The organism is Caulobacter sp. GW821-FHT11E10 (assembly GCF_058808375.1).
The window spans coordinates 80,436-94,736 of sequence record NZ_JBXARP010000006.1; the positions used below are offsets into that span (position 1 = coordinate 80,436).

General features: G+C 67.3%; 9 protein-coding genes, 1 tRNA gene and 2 pseudogenes. 3 read left to right on the forward strand and 9 right to left on the reverse strand.

The features are described 5' to 3' along the window. Positions 1 to 15: 15 nt before the first annotated feature. From AC1RRV_RS13505 to AC1RRV_RS13525, 5 genes and pseudogenes are all read right to left on the reverse strand, one after another. On the reverse strand, positions 16 to 1,176 hold the full coding sequence (locus AC1RRV_RS13505) for an isovaleryl-CoA dehydrogenase (protein ID WP_492860514.1): 1,161 nt from the start codon (positions 1,174 to 1,176) through the stop codon (positions 16 to 18). 84 nt (positions 1,177 to 1,260) lie between these two features. Further along, positions 1,261 to 2,550 (reverse strand): lysozyme-family localization factor SpmX, encoded by a 1,290-nt coding sequence (gene spmX / locus AC1RRV_RS13510; protein WP_492860173.1) that lies wholly within the window; start codon positions 2,548 to 2,550, stop codon positions 1,261 to 1,263. Positions 2,551 to 2,644: 94 nt separating this feature from the next. Beyond that, the gene (gene mgtE, locus AC1RRV_RS13515; RefSeq protein WP_492860174.1) at positions 2,645 to 4,099 is read right to left on the reverse strand and encodes a magnesium transporter; all 1,455 of its coding nucleotides are present in this window, start codon (positions 4,097 to 4,099) and stop codon (positions 2,645 to 2,647) included. A gap of 146 nt (positions 4,100 to 4,245) precedes the next feature. Continuing rightward, positions 4,246 to 4,330: transfer RNA gene (locus AC1RRV_RS13520), tRNA-Leu, on the reverse strand. A gap of 86 nt (positions 4,331 to 4,416) precedes the next feature. Further along, positions 4,417 to 4,721, reverse strand: a pseudogene (locus AC1RRV_RS13525) (FliM/FliN family flagellar motor switch protein). A 17-nt stretch (positions 4,722 to 4,738) separates the two neighbouring features. Here AC1RRV_RS13525 and lipB point away from each other — a divergent pair. Then, a complete protein-coding gene (gene lipB, locus AC1RRV_RS13530) occupies positions 4,739 to 5,464 on the forward strand; it encodes a lipoyl(octanoyl) transferase LipB (RefSeq protein WP_492860175.1) in 726 nt (241 codons plus the stop codon). Between the two features lie 562 nt (positions 5,465 to 6,026). Here lipB and AC1RRV_RS13535 read toward each other — a convergent pair. The 3 genes from AC1RRV_RS13535 to AC1RRV_RS13545 all read right to left on the reverse strand — a co-directional run bounded on the left by AC1RRV_RS13535 (position 6,027) and on the right by AC1RRV_RS13545 (position 9,061). Then, positions 6,027 to 6,437: a DUF805 domain-containing protein gene (locus AC1RRV_RS13535; protein ID WP_492860176.1), complete on the reverse strand. Its 411-nt coding sequence runs from the start codon at positions 6,435 to 6,437 to the stop codon at positions 6,027 to 6,029. A 90-nt stretch (positions 6,438 to 6,527) separates the two neighbouring features. Beyond that, the gene (locus AC1RRV_RS13540; RefSeq protein ID WP_492860177.1) at positions 6,528 to 7,022 is read right to left on the reverse strand and encodes a DUF805 domain-containing protein; all 495 of its coding nucleotides are present in this window, start codon (positions 7,020 to 7,022) and stop codon (positions 6,528 to 6,530) included. A gap of 44 nt (positions 7,023 to 7,066) precedes the next feature. Then, positions 7,067 to 9,061: an acetyl-CoA carboxylase biotin carboxylase subunit gene (locus tag AC1RRV_RS13545; protein WP_492860178.1), complete on the reverse strand. Its 1,995-nt coding sequence runs from the start codon at positions 9,059 to 9,061 to the stop codon at positions 7,067 to 7,069. A 22-nt stretch (positions 9,062 to 9,083) separates the two neighbouring features. On the opposite strand from AC1RRV_RS13545, the pseudogene AC1RRV_RS13550 reads away from it, so the two are divergent. Then, a pseudogene (locus AC1RRV_RS13550) lies at positions 9,084 to 13,008 on the forward strand (LamG-like jellyroll fold domain-containing protein). Further along, positions 13,005 to 13,514 carry a GlcG/HbpS family heme-binding protein gene (locus AC1RRV_RS13555; RefSeq protein ID WP_492860179.1) on the forward strand — a complete coding sequence of 170 codons (510 nt, stop codon included), beginning with the start codon at positions 13,005 to 13,007 and terminating at the stop codon, positions 13,512 to 13,514. Before AC1RRV_RS13550 ends, AC1RRV_RS13555 begins: the two are co-directional and overlap by 4 nt. A gap of 182 nt (positions 13,515 to 13,696) precedes the next feature. Here the strand turns inward: AC1RRV_RS13555 and AC1RRV_RS13560 are convergent, their stop codons facing one another. Continuing rightward, positions 13,697 to 14,275, reverse strand: coding sequence for a type 1 glutamine amidotransferase family protein (locus AC1RRV_RS13560; RefSeq protein ID WP_492860180.1), 579 nt, complete (start codon positions 14,273 to 14,275; stop codon positions 13,697 to 13,699). Between the last annotated feature and the right edge of the window lie 26 nt (positions 14,276 to 14,301).

The following is a 14,301-nucleotide window of genomic DNA, read 5'->3' on the forward strand; positions in this document are numbered from 1 at the left end:
CTTTTCAATTGAAGCCTACGCCCCGATCAGCTCGCGGCCGATCAGGAAGCGGCGGATCTCGTTGGTGCCCGCGCCGATGTCGTAGAGCTTGGCGTCGCGCAGCAGGCGCTCGACCGGCCACTCCTTGGTGTAGCCCGCGCCGCCCAGGGCCTGGATGGCCTCCAGCGACACCTTCACCGCGTTTTCGGACGCCATGAGGATCGCGCCGGCCGCGTCGAAGCGCGTGGTCTTGCCCGCGTCGCAGGCCCGGGCGACGGCGTAGACATAGGCCCGAGCCGAGTTCAGGGCCACGTACATGTCGGCGATCTTGCCCTGCATCAGCTGGAACGAGCCGATGGCCTGGCCGAACTGCTTGCGGTCGCGGACATAGGGCAGAACGATATCGAGACAGGCCTGCATGATGCCCAGCGGGCCGGCGCTGAGTACGGCGCGCTCGTAGTCGAGGCCGCTCATCAGCACCCCGACCCCGCCGCCGACCGGACCCATGATGTTCTCTTCCGGGATCTCGCAGTCCTCGAACACCAGTTCGGCGGTGTCGCTGCCACGCATGCCCATCTTGTCCAGCTTCTTGGAGACGCTGAAGCCCTTCATGCCCTTTTCGACGATGAAGGCGGTGATGCCGCGACTGCCTTCGCCGGTCTTGGCGTAGACCACCAGGGTGTCGGCGTGCGGGGCGTTGGTGATCCAGAACTTGGTGCCGTTCAGGATGTAGCGGTCGCCGACCTGCTCGGCGCGCAGCTTCATCGAGACGACGTCAGACCCCGAACCGGCCTCGCTCATGGCCAGCGAACCGACGTGCTCGCCGCTGATCAGCTTGGGCAGGTAGCGCTGCTTCTGCTCGGGCGTGGCCCAGCGGCGGATCTGGTTGACGCAGAGGTTCGAGTGGGCGCCGTAGGACAGGCCCACCGAGGCCGAGGCGCGCGACACCTCCTCCATGGCGATCACGTGCTCGAGATAGCCAAGGCCGAGGCCGCCGAACTCTTCCTCGACCGTGATGCCGTGCAGGCCAAGGTCGCCCATCGGGACCCAGAGTTCGCGAGGGAATTCGTTGGTCTCGTCGATCCTGGCCGCCAGCGGAGCGATCTTGTCGGCGGCGAAGCGGGCCGTGGTTTCACGGATCGCGTCGGCGGTCTCGCCCAGCGCGAAGTCCATCGAGGGTGCGAAATTCGTCATGATAGCTGCTCCCATAGCACGAACGCCCGCGGATCATGGAGACCCGCGGGCGTTCTTGCTCAGTTTCCCCGAGGGAAGCAAAGAAAACTATTCGTCGCTCGTATCGGGGCCGGCAAGGCGGCGCAGCAGAAGATACGCCGAAACCACGAAGCAGATAGCGCCGACCATGCTGGCGCCATAGCCGAACAGCTTCACGCCGCTGTCCGAGCCCGCGCCGACCGTCAGGATCCACAGCACGCCGCCGCCGAACAGGGCCAGGCCCAGGATGCCCAGACTGACCAGCAGGCTCATATTGCCGAAGCGCGGCTGTTCGGATTCGACCAGCGGCACGTCCATCGTGCCGAGGGAGACCTCGTCGCTGGTCGAGAAGCCGTCGAGATTGAACACCGACGGTCCGCCGATCCGCGCGCCGAAGAGCGTGGGTTCGGCGGGATAGGGCTGGGAGACCGCGAAGCTGTCGACCGGGTCCGGCTTCGCCACCTCTTCGACCGGCTGCGGCGTCAGGCGGAACGGCGTGAACTCGACCGGGGCGACCGGCGTGGATTCGACCGGGGCGGGGCCCGGCTCTTCCTGGAACAGGGTCGGCTCGGGCTCGGCCGTCGCGGCGATGCTCGGAACCGGCGGTTCGGGCAGACCAAGGTCGTCCTGGCGCGGCGCGGGCTTGGCCGGGGCCGCCGTCTCCTCGGACAGGATGGCTTCCAGACGCGCGCTGACAGCGGCGGCCGATTGCTCGGTGGCGGTCGGACCGTCTTCTTCCGGGACGACCACGTTCAGCGGCAGGCCTTCCTCACGCTCCGTCATCACCCGGTCGCCTTCGGTGCGGGTGTTGACCGCGGCGGGGGTCTGGCGCGGAATGGCGCAGCTGGCGTCGTAGTCGACCTTCGGGCGCAGCACGGGGCTGGGCGCGGGCACCCACTCGCCGTTGGCCGGCGTGAGGAACAGCGTCTTCTCGGCCGAGCGGCGGCGGACCAAAGCGTCGATGACGATCCGCTCGCCCTCGAAATCGGCCTTGCGCCACATCTCCATCGCGCACGCCGCTTGCAGGAGCGAGCCTTCGTTGATCCGGCGCAGCACGCCCGAGCGGAGGAAATTGTCGAGACCGATGTTGAAGGCGAAGCAGACCAGGCTGTCGAACTGGTTCTGGTTCAGCGGCGCATAGGTGTGTTCGTTGACCGAATGGGACACCCCGATCAGGTCGTACAGCAGCAGAGCCTCGGCGTCCTTTTCAGAGACGGAGGCGCCTTCGCGCGCTGTCAGGGTATGGCCGTAGCCGACCGTCCAGCGCCCATCGGGGAGCTGAGCAGCCTTCTGACGGTAGCCTTCGAATCTCTTGATGAGATCGACGGCGGCGCGGGAGACCTGGTGACGCGGTTTCATCGCCTAGATTGACCCAGTTTGAGACAGACGCGGATGCGTTCGCCTGTCTCGGCGCAAGGTCGGCGCCAGTTTCGCTATCTAGGGGAACTTTGTCTCAGTGCAGCAGCAGGGACGCGATCAGCAGCACGGCGAAGAAGCCGGTGAAGTCGGTCAGGAAGGTCACGAAGATCGACGACGACACCGCCGGGTCCCGGCCCATCTTCTCCAGGGCCAGAGGCGCCAGGATGCCGCCCAGGGCGGCCGTGAAGATGTTGGCGATCAGCGCCGCGCCGACGATGATCGCCAGCTTGCCGTGATGCTCGTTGGCGCCGAAGAACAGGTAGGTCGCGGTGCCCATCACCAGGGCCAGGCATAGGCCGTTCACCAGGCCGACCAACAGTTCGCGCAGCACGATCCGGCGGGCGTTGGCCGTGGTCAGTTCCTTGCTGGCCAAGGCGCGCACAGCCACGGCCAGGGTCTGGGTGCCGGCGTTGCCGCCCAGCGACGAGACGATCGGCATCAGGATGGCCAAGGCCACCAGCTGCGCGATCTCGGCCTGGAAGATCGCCACGCCGCTGACGGCGAGGGTCGCCGTGGCCAGGTTCAGCATCAGCCACGGCAGCCGCGACTTGACGATCTCGACCACGGAAGCGTCACGGCCGGCGTCGGACACACCGGCCAGGGCCAGGATGTCTTCCTCGGCCTCGTCACGGATGACTTCGACGATGTCGTCAACGGTGATCTGGCCCACCAGCCGCCCGCCCGGCTCGATCACCGGGGCGCTGATCAGGTGGTATTTGTCGAAGATGTAGGCGACCTCTTCCTGGTCCATCGCCACATCGATTTCGGTGACCGCCTCCATCAGCTCGGCCAGCGGCGTCTCGCGGCGACTGCGCAGCAGGATGCTGATCGGGATGGCGCCCACCGGCTTGTAGGTGGGGTCCACGACATAGACGTCGAAGAACAGCTCGGGCAACGAGTCGCCCGCCTCGCGGACGTGGTCGATCGTCTGGCCGACGGTCCAGAACTCCGGCGCGGCCAGGAACTCGCGCTGCATCAGGCGACCGGCGGTCTCGTCCTCGTACGACAGCGTCGTCTCGATGGCGGCGCGGTCGGTCTCGCCCATGGCGGCCAGAACCTGGAAGCGCTTGGTGTCGTCCAGGTCGTCGATGACGTCGGCGGCGTCGTCGGTGTCCAGTTCCTCCAGCGCCCGGGCCAGAGTCACGGATGGGGTGGCCTCCAGAACCTCCTCGCGGATGTTCTCGTCCATCTCCGAGATGATCTCGCCCAGCGCCTCCGGATCGAGAAGCGGGATGATCTCCTCGCGATAGTCGGCGGTCAGGAAGCCCATCAGGTCGGCGACGTCAGCCGGCTCCAGCGCGCCGACCAGCTCGCGCAGGCGCTTCAGGTCACCGCTGTCGGCGGCGTCGATCACCATCTCGACGTATTCGGGATTGAGGGCGTAGTCGTCGCCTAGGGCGAGATCTTCCAGCTCCTCCGGGGTCTCGGCCTTGGCCAGCGGGATGTCGTCCAGCACGTCGTCGGTCAGTTCGGCGGTGTCCCGGGTCATGGGGGCCTCCTGAGCTCTAGGCTGGGTTCGTTAGGCTGGGTCCGATGAAGCGCGCTTGGGGCGAAACCAAGGCCTGAAACGATTAGAGCGCCCCCAGCGAGTCGGAAACCGATTTCGCCAAGCGCGCTCTACTCTTGTTTCACCACTGGTGCGGTCGAGAAGACTCGAACTTCCACGGGTTGCCCCACAGCGACCTCAACGCTGCGCGTCTACCAATTCCGCCACGACCGCTCGTGGTGAGGGGCGGCAGGTAGCAAACTGAATCGGCTTTGGGAAGTCGGAAGTTCGCTATGCGCGAACTTACAGCCCGCGGCCTATTAGGCGCCGCCGGCCATGTAGTCGTAGACGTCGGCCGCGCGGGTCACCTGGATGGCGATGCGGTCGTCGCTGATCTGGATTTCGCCACGCGCGATCGGGTGGTTGTTGGCCAGGATCCAGACTTCGTCATTGGTCTTGGCGTCCAGCGGGATCACCGCGCCGCGGCCCATGCGCAGCAGTTGCTGCATGGGCAGGATCGAGCGCCCCAGCAGGACGGAGATCTCGACATTGACGGCGTTGACCTGGCTCACGAAGTAAGACCCTTGACTGACACACACGACCGACCGGGTCGCCACGTCTCGATTGCAAGATTAGGGCCGTATGCTTGCTCTCCCGTTAAACCCTGAAAATACTGGGCTTCCGACCATGGGACGCGATGACGCCGCGCCCGTGGGGTGGGCGGTTTCGACCGAGCGGGTCGCCTACCCGGCAGCCGTTGCCGCCATGGAGGCCCGCGCGGCCGCCATCGCCGAGGGGACGGCGGGCGAGCTGATCTGGCTGCTGGAGCATCCGCCGCTCTATACCGCCGGCGTCTCGGCCAAGGGCGGCGACCTGATTCAGCCGGACCGTTTCCCGGTGTTCGAGAGCGGGCGCGGCGGCCAGTACACCTATCACGGGCCCGGCCAGCGGGTGGCCTATGTGATGCTGGACCTGACCAAGCGCGGCCGCGACGTGCGCGCCTTCGTGGCGGCGCTGGAGGCCTGGATCATCGACGCCCTGGCCGCCTTCAACGTCACCGGCGAACTGCGCGACGGCCGCGTCGGCGTCTGGGTCGAGCGCAAGGGCCCAGGCTGGAGCCGCGAGGACAAGATCGCCGCCATCGGCGTGAAGCTGCGCAAGTGGGTCAGCTTCCACGGGATCAGCCTGAACGTGGAGCCGGAGCTGGACCACTTCTCCGGCATCGTGCCCTGCGGCCAGACCGAGCATGGGGTGACCAGCCTGGTGGACCTGGGTCTGCCGGTGACGACGGACGAGGCCGACGCGGCGCTGAAGGCCAGCTTCGCGAAGGTGTTCGGGCCGGTCGAGGACGCCCCGTCTCCGGTCTAGGGTCATACGCCTACGTCCTCACGCGGCGGGCCGCTGAAGATGTGAAAGGGACCGCGGAGCGCCGGGCGTCGCCCGGAGTGTGAGAGTTTGGATACCGTTTCGGCGAGGACCGTACGCTCCGCGCGGTCGTTATCCGGTGAGCCCGCGAGGCGCGGGGTCTTAACCCGCTCTCGCCGCTAGGCCCCCGACGGGCGGAGGGATTGGCCATCCCGTCCGGACTGCAAGGGCGATTTCAGCCCCGCCTGTTGCACTGCCAGCCTGCGTCCAACGTCGTTTTTGTGTTCCAGGGTCGACTACCTCAGGATGGACGAAGTTGCAGAGTCGCCTCCGCACCGGCGAGCGCTACCCGCTCGACCACCCCTGACAGCCGCCCAAGTCGCCGGCCGGACGTCCCTTTCAAGCCATCAGGTGCAATGAGTATGGGGGCGGTTCCAGACGCGGATGATTCAGCGGCGCGAAAAATCGACAGGCCGTTGATTTCGTTGAGTTCAACGGAGCGGACTCCGGGGATAGACGTCCGCCAATCCCCTTTCCCCAGGAGAGAGGATCTTGGCGGGATGCTCTAGACCGAGACGGCCTTCAGCGGGTTCACGCCGTAGCGGTTGGCGCCCTGCTCGCCGCCCATGACGCCCAGCTCGACGACCGCCCAGGCGATCACCAACACAAAGGCGAAGTCCCAGAAGCGCGTGGGCTGCGGCCAGACAGCGATCACCGCGATCAGGATCAGCATCGACCACCATCCCGAGCGCCCTCGGTCATGAAGGCGCTTGGACAGCACACAGGCGCCCGAGAAGAGCAATACGGGATAGGCCAGCCAGCCGGTCAGCAGGTTCAGGGTGTGACGGGAGCCGACCAACGCTTCATAAAGCGCCGCTACGCCCAGGATCACGCCCGCCGCGATCAGGAACGGCGTGCGCGACAGCCTGCCGTTCGACGACAGGAACAGCTCCGCCCATTCGCTACGTTCGCTCATGCCCGCCCTTGCAGCCTACGAGTCGGCCGTTCGCCGACGCGGGCAATCTAGAGCCTGGAAGGCCGCTCAGAAAGGGGCGTCGGAGCGAGCTCAGTCGAAGGTCTTGCCGACGTCCAGGCCAGACCCGGCGTGCCCCTTGGGCGAGGCTCCGTAGCGGTTGGGGCCCTTCGTGCCGTCGATGAAGCCGTAGTCGATCAGCATGTATAGCGCGATCACCAGGACAACGAGGCCGAGCATGCCGCCTGACATCACATCACCCGCCTGGATCAGCCAGGAGCCGCTCCAGCTCGTCCCGTAGATCAACGCCATCAGGATGCCCGTGAAGCGAGCCGAGCGGTTCCGATCATGGCCACGCTTGATGGCGAGCGCCGTGTAGGGCCAGAGAAAGACCAGATCCAATCCGATCCGCAGCGGAAAAGAATTGCTGGCCTGCATCCAGCCCATGCCCAGAATGGCCGTCGCGAGTCCAAGCGCCACGAGGCGCACCACGGCTAGGCCGATGCCGGCGATCCAGTATTCGGAGCGTCGAAACCGGCCGTCAAAGCCGAAAAGTCCGTCGATGAGGGGATGAGTCTTTTTCGCCATAAGGTGAAGCTAGCGACTCCACCTTTGGCTGCAAGGCCCAATCCCTAGGCGAACTCCACCAGCACCTCGTCGGCCGCGACCGGGTCGCCGCCCTTGGCGTTGACGGTCTTCACCACCCCGTCGCGCTCGGCGCGGATGATGTTCTGCATTTTCATGGCCTCGAGCACGCAGACGACCTCGCCCTCGCGAACCTGCTGGCCGGCGATGACATCCATCGAGACCACCAGGCCCGGCATCGGCGACAGCACCAGCTTGGAGGTGTCGGCGGCCTGCTTCTCGGGCAGCTTGTCGTGCAGCTCTGCCGAGCGCGGGGTCAGGACCAGCACCCGGGCCTTGGCGGCGCGGTGGCGGATGTCGAAGCCCTCGGCGGCGGGCGCGGCCTGGACCGTGAAGGCCTTGCCGTCCAAGGCCGCCTTGAAGACCGGCTTGCCCGGACGCCAATCGACATCGGTCAGAACCAGCGTGCGGTCCTCGTCGAGCATTTCGACGGAAAGGTCGCCCTCCCCGCTCACCTTCACGCGGCGCTTGGTATGGCCGACGGCCACCACCCACTCGTCGCGCGGCGCGGCGACCAGGCCCGAGGCGTAGGAACGCGCCCGGGCGGCGTAGACCCGCTGCATGGCCGCGCCGACGGCGGTCAGAATGTCCATCTGCTCGGCCGTCGGGGCCACGCCGGTGAAGCCCTCGGCGAACTCGTCCTTGATGTAGTTGGTCGAGATCTTGCCGGACCGGAACCGCTCCTGGTCCATCACGGCGGCCAGGAACGGGATGTTCTGGCCCAGGCCCTCGATGTGGAAGTCCTCCAGCGCCCGCCCCATGCCGTCGATGGCGGCCAGGCGGGTCGGCGCCCAGGTGCAAAGCTTGGAGATCATCGGGTCGTAGAACATCGAGATCTCGTCGCCCTCGCGGACGCCGGCGTCGTTGCGGACCGTATAGCCGTCCTCTTCCCCCTCGGCCGGCGGGTCGTACCGCACGAGGCGGCCGATCGACGGCAGGAACTTGCGGTACGGGTCCTCGGCGTAGATGCGGCTCTCGATGGCCCAGCCGTTGATCTTCAGGTCGGATTGGCCGAACGCCATCGTCTCGCCAGCGGCCGAACGGATCATCTGCTCGACGAGGTCCAGCCCCGTGATCAGTTCCGTGACCGGGTGCTCGACCTGCAGGCGGGTGTTCATCTCCAGAAAATAGAAGCTCTTGTCCTGGCCGGCGACGAACTCGACCGTGCCGGCGCTGTCGTAGTTCACGGCCTTGGCCAGGGCCACGGCCTGGGCGCCCATGGCGGCGCGGGTCGCCTCGTCCAGCAGAGGCGACGGGGCCTCCTCGATGACCTTCTGGTTCCGGCGCTGGATCGAGCATTCGCGCTCGAACAGGTGGACGACGTTGCCGTGCTTGTCGCCCAGCACCTGGATCTCGATGTGGCGCGGGCTCTCGATGAACTTCTCGATGAAGATGCGATCGTCGCCGAAGCTGGCCTTGGCCTCCGCGCGGACGGCCGGGAAGCCCTCCTCGACATCCTTGCGGTTCCAGGCCACCCGGATGCCCTTGCCGCCGCCGCCGGCCGAGGCCTTGATCATCACCGGATAGCCGATCTGCTCGGAGATCGTCACGGCATGGGCGGTGTCGTCGATCTCGCCGATGTGGCCGGGCACGCAAGAGACGCCGGCGGCCTGGGCGAACTTCTTGCTCTCGATCTTGTCGCCCATGGCGCTGATCGCGCCGGGGTTCGGACCGATGAACACGACGCCCTCGTCGGCGCAGCGCTGGGCGAAGCCGGCGTTCTCGGACAGGAAGCCGAAGCCCGGATGCACGGCCTCCGCGCCCGTCTGCTTGCAGGCGGCGATGATCTTGTCGGCGACGAGATAGGACTGGGCGGCGGGCGAGGCGCCGATGTGGACGGTCTCGTCGGCCATCTCGACGGCCAGGCTGCCGGCGTCGGCGTCGGAGTAGACCACCACGGTCTTGATCCCCAGACGGCGGCACGTCTTGATCACGCGCACGGCGATCTCGCCCCGGTTGGCGATCAGGATCTTGGAGAACATCGGCAACTTCCGCCCGTAGTTTTTGTGCTTTGCAGCATGGCCTATCAGGCCTCGTCGGGTTTGCAAGCATGCCCTTACGGCGCTACACCAGCACCCAGGCATGACACCGGTTACCAAGAGTACGGGACCGAGATGGACGCCATCGGGAGGAGACGGTTCGTATGAAGGCGATTTTCCTGGGCTCGACCTGCGCCCTGATCCTGGCCCATGCGGCGACAGCCGCGGCCGCGCAGACCGCTGAGCCGGCGCTGCTGTTCAAGGTTTCCGGCGATAAGGGCCTGGTGGCCGACATCGCCTCGGGCGACCCCATCCCCAACTTCGCCGACAAGGTCACGCCGATCGACAACGGCAAGGCCGGCAAGGGCTTCCACGCCGAAGACGACGGCGTCGTCTCGTGGAACGCGCCCGGCAACATCCAGGCTCAGCGCGGCACGTTGTCGTTCTTCTGGCGCTCGGGCTATCCGGTCGGGGTCGCGCCGTTCGTGATCTTCCGCGTCGGCTATGCCGACCACTCCAGCTGGGACATGGCGTTCCTGCGCATCGACTGGAACGGCCACGGCTTCGACGCCTTCGTCACCGACAACGGCCTGGCGCGCACCCGCGTCTCGTTCAAGGTCGACAAGAACCCGGCGGCCGACGCCTGGACCCACCTGGCCTTCACCTGGGACGAAACCACCGGCGTCCAGCTCTATGTCGACGGCAAGCTGGCGGCCAAGACCGAGGCCAAGGCCGTCTACGACGCCGGTCTCGACCAGTTCGGCGTCGCCGGCCGCGTGATCGCGCCTCACCAGGTGCAGAGCCGCTACAACTTCACCCGTGGCGGCGACCTGGACGAGCTGCGCGTCTATGACCGCCCGCTGGTCGCCGAGGCCATCGCCGCCCTGGCCCGCAACGAGGCGCCGGCCGCCGCCGCGCCGATCGCAACGCTGTCCGACCCCGCCGTCCACGCCGCGTGGAAGCAGCGCTACGGCTGGAACAAGGACCTCCCGCCCTATTTGGCCGACGCCCAGACCACGATCCGCAAGGTCGAGTTCGCCGACGCCAAGGACATCAAGCAGTGGATGTGGCGCGCCAACGACGGCATCTCGGAAACCACCTGGCCCGGCGTCTACAACCGTTCGCGCCTGGCCGGTCGTGACGACTACTTCCAGCTGCCGGACTGGAACGTCTATGTCGACGGCGGCAAGGCCCTGACCTTGGCGCTGCCTGACGAGGCCATCAACCGCGTCGAGATCCAGGGCCCGGCCTATGGCGATCTGTCCTGGTCCGCCAAGGCCGGCGACAAGGGCTCCAGCGTCGGCGGGCGCGCCAAGGACCAGGAGCGCACGGTCAACACCTTTGGCCAGCCGCTGAAGGGCGGCGTCCTGACCTTCACCAACCTGGCCCAGGAAACCCCGATCCAGGAGCTCTGGGCCTATAACGTCACCGCCGGCGCCGAGCCCAAGAACGCGTTTAAGATGAGCTACACGGTTCGCGCCGACGTGGCGCCGGACTATCTGAACCTGGCCGAACTGAACGCCTATATCGCCGGCCGCCACCCGGCGGGCGAGCGCGCCACGGTCGTGGCCGTTCCGGACGCCGCGCCGACCCGCCCGCGCCCGGCTGGCGACCTGCCGGCCAAGGGCCTGCCGATCGTCCACGTCCTGATCCCGTCGGGTTTCGGCGACGCGCCGGCCGCCAAGCCCCTGGCCCGCAACTGGGCCTATGGCTGGGAGAACGCCCGCGACGGCCTGGACGGCGTCGCCATCGACATCCCCGCCCTGCCCGGCGCCGCTGGGACGACCATCCCGCTGAACATCCAGGTCAAGGATCCGATCTGGCCGGGCCGCAACATGATCGACGTCAGCGTCTCGGTGAAGGCCGGCGAGGCCCGCACCGTCTGGCTGGACATGCGCGACCGCATCCTGACGCCCGACAGCCTGTACCTGACCATCGCCGCCGACAGCACCGACTTTGGTCCCAAGGCGCTGGACGGCGCCAAGATCCGCCTGGTGCTGAAGGACCGCGACAAGGCCAAGGCCGAACACGTCGCCGACCGCCTGAATCAGGTGAAGGACAACTGGGCCTTCCTGGTCGAGGAGCACACGACCTCCAAGCGCCAGGGCCTCTATCGCCGCCTCTACGCCGACATCTCCGACCTGCTGCGCGTCGATCCCGACAACCAGATCGGCCGCGAGTACTGGGGCGACATCACCTATGGCAGCCAGGGCTGGCCGGCCTTCGACCAGCCCAAGGCGCCGGCGGGCACGCCGCTGTGGGCCTTCCGCCAGACCGAAGACCTCAAGCTGGTCAGCAAGTTCATCAACTGGTGGATCGACGAGCGCCAGGTCGACTACGGCGACTTCGGCGGCGGCCTGTCCGACGACAGCGACCTGCTGCAGCAATGGCCGGGCGTCGCCCTGATGGGCGTTCAGCCGGACAAGATCACGACCTCGCTGAACCGCATGGCCGACGCCGTCTACAAGAACGGCATGTTCACCGACGGTCTTTCGACCATCGTGACCGACGAGCTGCACGCCTATGAGGAAGGCATCAACTCGAACTCCGAGGCGATGTACCTCAACTACGGCGACCCGCTGACGGTCGAGCGCCTGTTCACGACCGTGAAGGCCCTGCCCCGCGTGGTCGACAAGAACCCGGCCGGCCACGTCCACTTCAACACCAACTGGTACAGCGGCAAGATCTCGTACCGCGAAGGTCCGTGGGAGTGGCAGAAGCCCTATTCGTTCGGCGTCGCGCATCCCTCGATCCTGATCGCCGACTACAATGGCGATCCGACCGCCCGCGACATCGTGCTGGGCTTGGCCGACGGCTATCTGGCGCACGTCAACAAGAAGGACGGCTCGTACCCCAACGAGATCAACTGGCGCAGCGACGCCGAGCGTGGCGGCACGGTGCTGCAGGGCTCGGGCGCGGGCGGGCCGTTCCAGGTGTTCTGGGCCGCCTATCGCCTGACCGGCGACCAGAAGTACCTGACGCCGATCAAGTGGCGGATCGGCAAGAACACCATCCGCTCGCTGGGCGACATCAACGACAACGCCCTGAGCGAGATGAAGCTGGGCGCGCCGAACAAGGACCTGATCGTCGGCGCCGCCAAGCGCGGCGGCGCGCTGGAGCGCTACAGCGCCTGGACCCTGACCGGCGACAAGACCTTCCTCGAGGACCTCTATGCCGACGAGATCCAGTGGAACGCCCAGCACATGTACATGCACACCGAAGGCCACTGGTGGTCCGACCGTGTCGAGCTGCCGTCCGACATCCTCCAGCGCACCCGCCTGGGCGGCATCGCCAATAAGCGCGGCCAGATGACGCCCGGCCACACCGTCTCGTGGCGCTTCGACAACGCCGACGGCACGGACGTGGCGGTGCTGGTCAAGGACGCGACCAAAACCGGCTTCAAGGTCATCGCCTACAACACCACCGACAAGCCGGTGACGGCGACCATGACCGGCTGGAACGTCGCGCCCGGCCAGTGGAGCCTGGCCCAGGGCCTCGACGCCAACGGCGACGACGCCATCGACGGGTCGGCCGAGACCCGCTCGGTCGCCTTCGAGCGCAGCCTGGGGACCAAGGTCACCCTGGCTCCGCGCCAGACCACGGTGATCGACATGAAGCTGGCCACGCCCGGCGACGATCCGGCCAAGCGCGCCGACCTCGGCGTCGGTCGCGGCGACGTGACGGTGAAGGGATCGGCGGTCACCGCCAAGGTCCACAGCCTGGGCGCCCAGAACGCCGCGGCGGCCAAGCTGGAACTGGTCGACGCTTCGGGCAAGGTCCTGAACAGCGCCGCCATTCCGGCGCTCAAGGCGCCGCTGGACTTGCTGCCCAAGACCGCTTCGGTGAAGCTGAAGATCCCGGCGGGCGTGAAGGCGGCGGGCCTGCGGGTCCGCATCGTCTCCACCCAGTCCCAGAACACCGCCCTGAACGACGAGGTCGTGCTGCCATGAAGAAGACTCTCGCCCTGATCGCCGCCGGTTTTGTCTTGTCCGGCGCGCCGGCCCTGGCCCAGACCGCCCCGGCTCCCGCCGCCGCGCCCGCGCCGCCGCCCGCTCCGGCCTATTCCAGCCGCGTCATCACCCTGGCGGAGGCCAAGGCCGTGGCCGCGGCCGCCGAGGCCGAGGCGCGCAAGAACGGTTGGACGATGGTCTTCGTCATCCTGGAGTCGAACGGCCAGCAGGTCTTCGCCCAGAAGATGGACGGCACGCAGTACGGCTCGAACGAGGTCGCGCTGAAGAAGGCCCACACCTCGGCCAACTTCCGCCGCCCGACCTCCTACTTCCAGGAGGCCGTGAAGGCCGGGACGCTGAACTCGATCTTCACCGGCGCCACGGCCGTCGAAGGCGGCGAGTTGCTGCTGGTCGACGGCAAGATCGTCGGCTCGATCGGCGTCTCCGGCGGCACCGGCGCCCAAGACGGCGTGGTCGCCCGCGCCGGGGCGGCGGCGCTTAAATAGGTTCGATCGCGAGTAATAATTCCCGCGTCATCCCGGCCGCAGCGCGAAGCGCGGAGAGCCGGGACCCAGGGGCGATACACTGCGCTTGGCCCCTGGGTCCCGGATAGCCTCTGCGAGGCTTCCGGGATGACACGAGTTTTGATGGCGTTGGCATGCGCCGGAAGCCCACAAGTTCCGGGCTCCTATCCCGCCGAAAATTCTCTAGCGAACATCGCCTCGTAGCCCGCGATCATCGCCTCGGCCTCGGGCGCGATCAGGCGTGCGACGGCGGCGGCGAAGGTCACGGGCGCCAGGCCCGAGGCGCTGACCAGCTTGCCGTCGGTCACCGCCTTGGGCGTGTCGACATAGCTGTCCGAGCCCGCATAGCCGGGCGCGACGCCTTCCAGCCAGTCCTTGCCGTTGGAGGTGTGCTTGCGGCCGTCGAACAGGCCCGCGCGCGCCAGGGCCGTCGTGCCGGCGCAGATGCCGGCCACGATCTTGCCGTCGGCGAGCGCTTGACGGATCAGCGCCGTGACCGCGGGGTTCTCGCCCTTGGTCCATTCGTCGCTGCCGATCAGGATGTAGACGTCCGCATCGCTCAGCACCGGGTCGTCGAAGCGATAGTCCGCCGCCGCCAGGATGCCCCCGATCGAGGTCTCCGGATCGCCGGTCGGCGTGGCGATCTCGATCTGAACCTTCAGGTGCTCGCGCAGCAGGACCAGCACGCCGCCGGCCTCCCAATCGGCCCAGCCCGGCTGCAGGAATGCGACGGCGATGGTCATGGGGAACTCCTCGGGTCTCTACCGGA

Excerpts from the sequence above, each read along its gene's own strand:
- AC1RRV_RS13560 (WP_492860180.1), bottom strand. The coding sequence starts at position 14,275 with ATGACCATCGCCGTCGCATTCCTGCAGCCGGGCTGGGCCGATTGGGAG.
- spmX (WP_492860173.1), bottom strand. The coding sequence starts at position 2,550 with ATGAAACCGCGTCACCAGGTCTCCCGCGCCGCCGTCGATCTCATCAAG.
- AC1RRV_RS13555 (WP_492860179.1), top strand. The coding sequence starts at position 13,005 with ATGAAGAAGACTCTCGCCCTGATCGCCGCCGGTTTTGTCTTGTCCGGC.
- lipB (WP_492860175.1), top strand. The coding sequence starts at position 4,739 with ATGCTTGCTCTCCCGTTAAACCCTGAAAATACTGGGCTTCCGACCATG.
- AC1RRV_RS13540 (WP_492860177.1), bottom strand. The coding sequence starts at position 7,022 with ATGGCGAAAAAGACTCATCCCCTCATCGACGGACTTTTCGGCTTTGAC.
- AC1RRV_RS13535 (WP_492860176.1), bottom strand. The coding sequence starts at position 6,437 with ATGAGCGAACGTAGCGAATGGGCGGAGCTGTTCCTGTCGTCGAACGGC.
- mgtE (WP_492860174.1), bottom strand. The coding sequence starts at position 4,099 with ATGACCCGGGACACCGCCGAACTGACCGACGACGTGCTGGACGACATC.
- AC1RRV_RS13545 (WP_492860178.1), bottom strand. The coding sequence starts at position 9,061 with ATGTTCTCCAAGATCCTGATCGCCAACCGGGGCGAGATCGCCGTGCGC.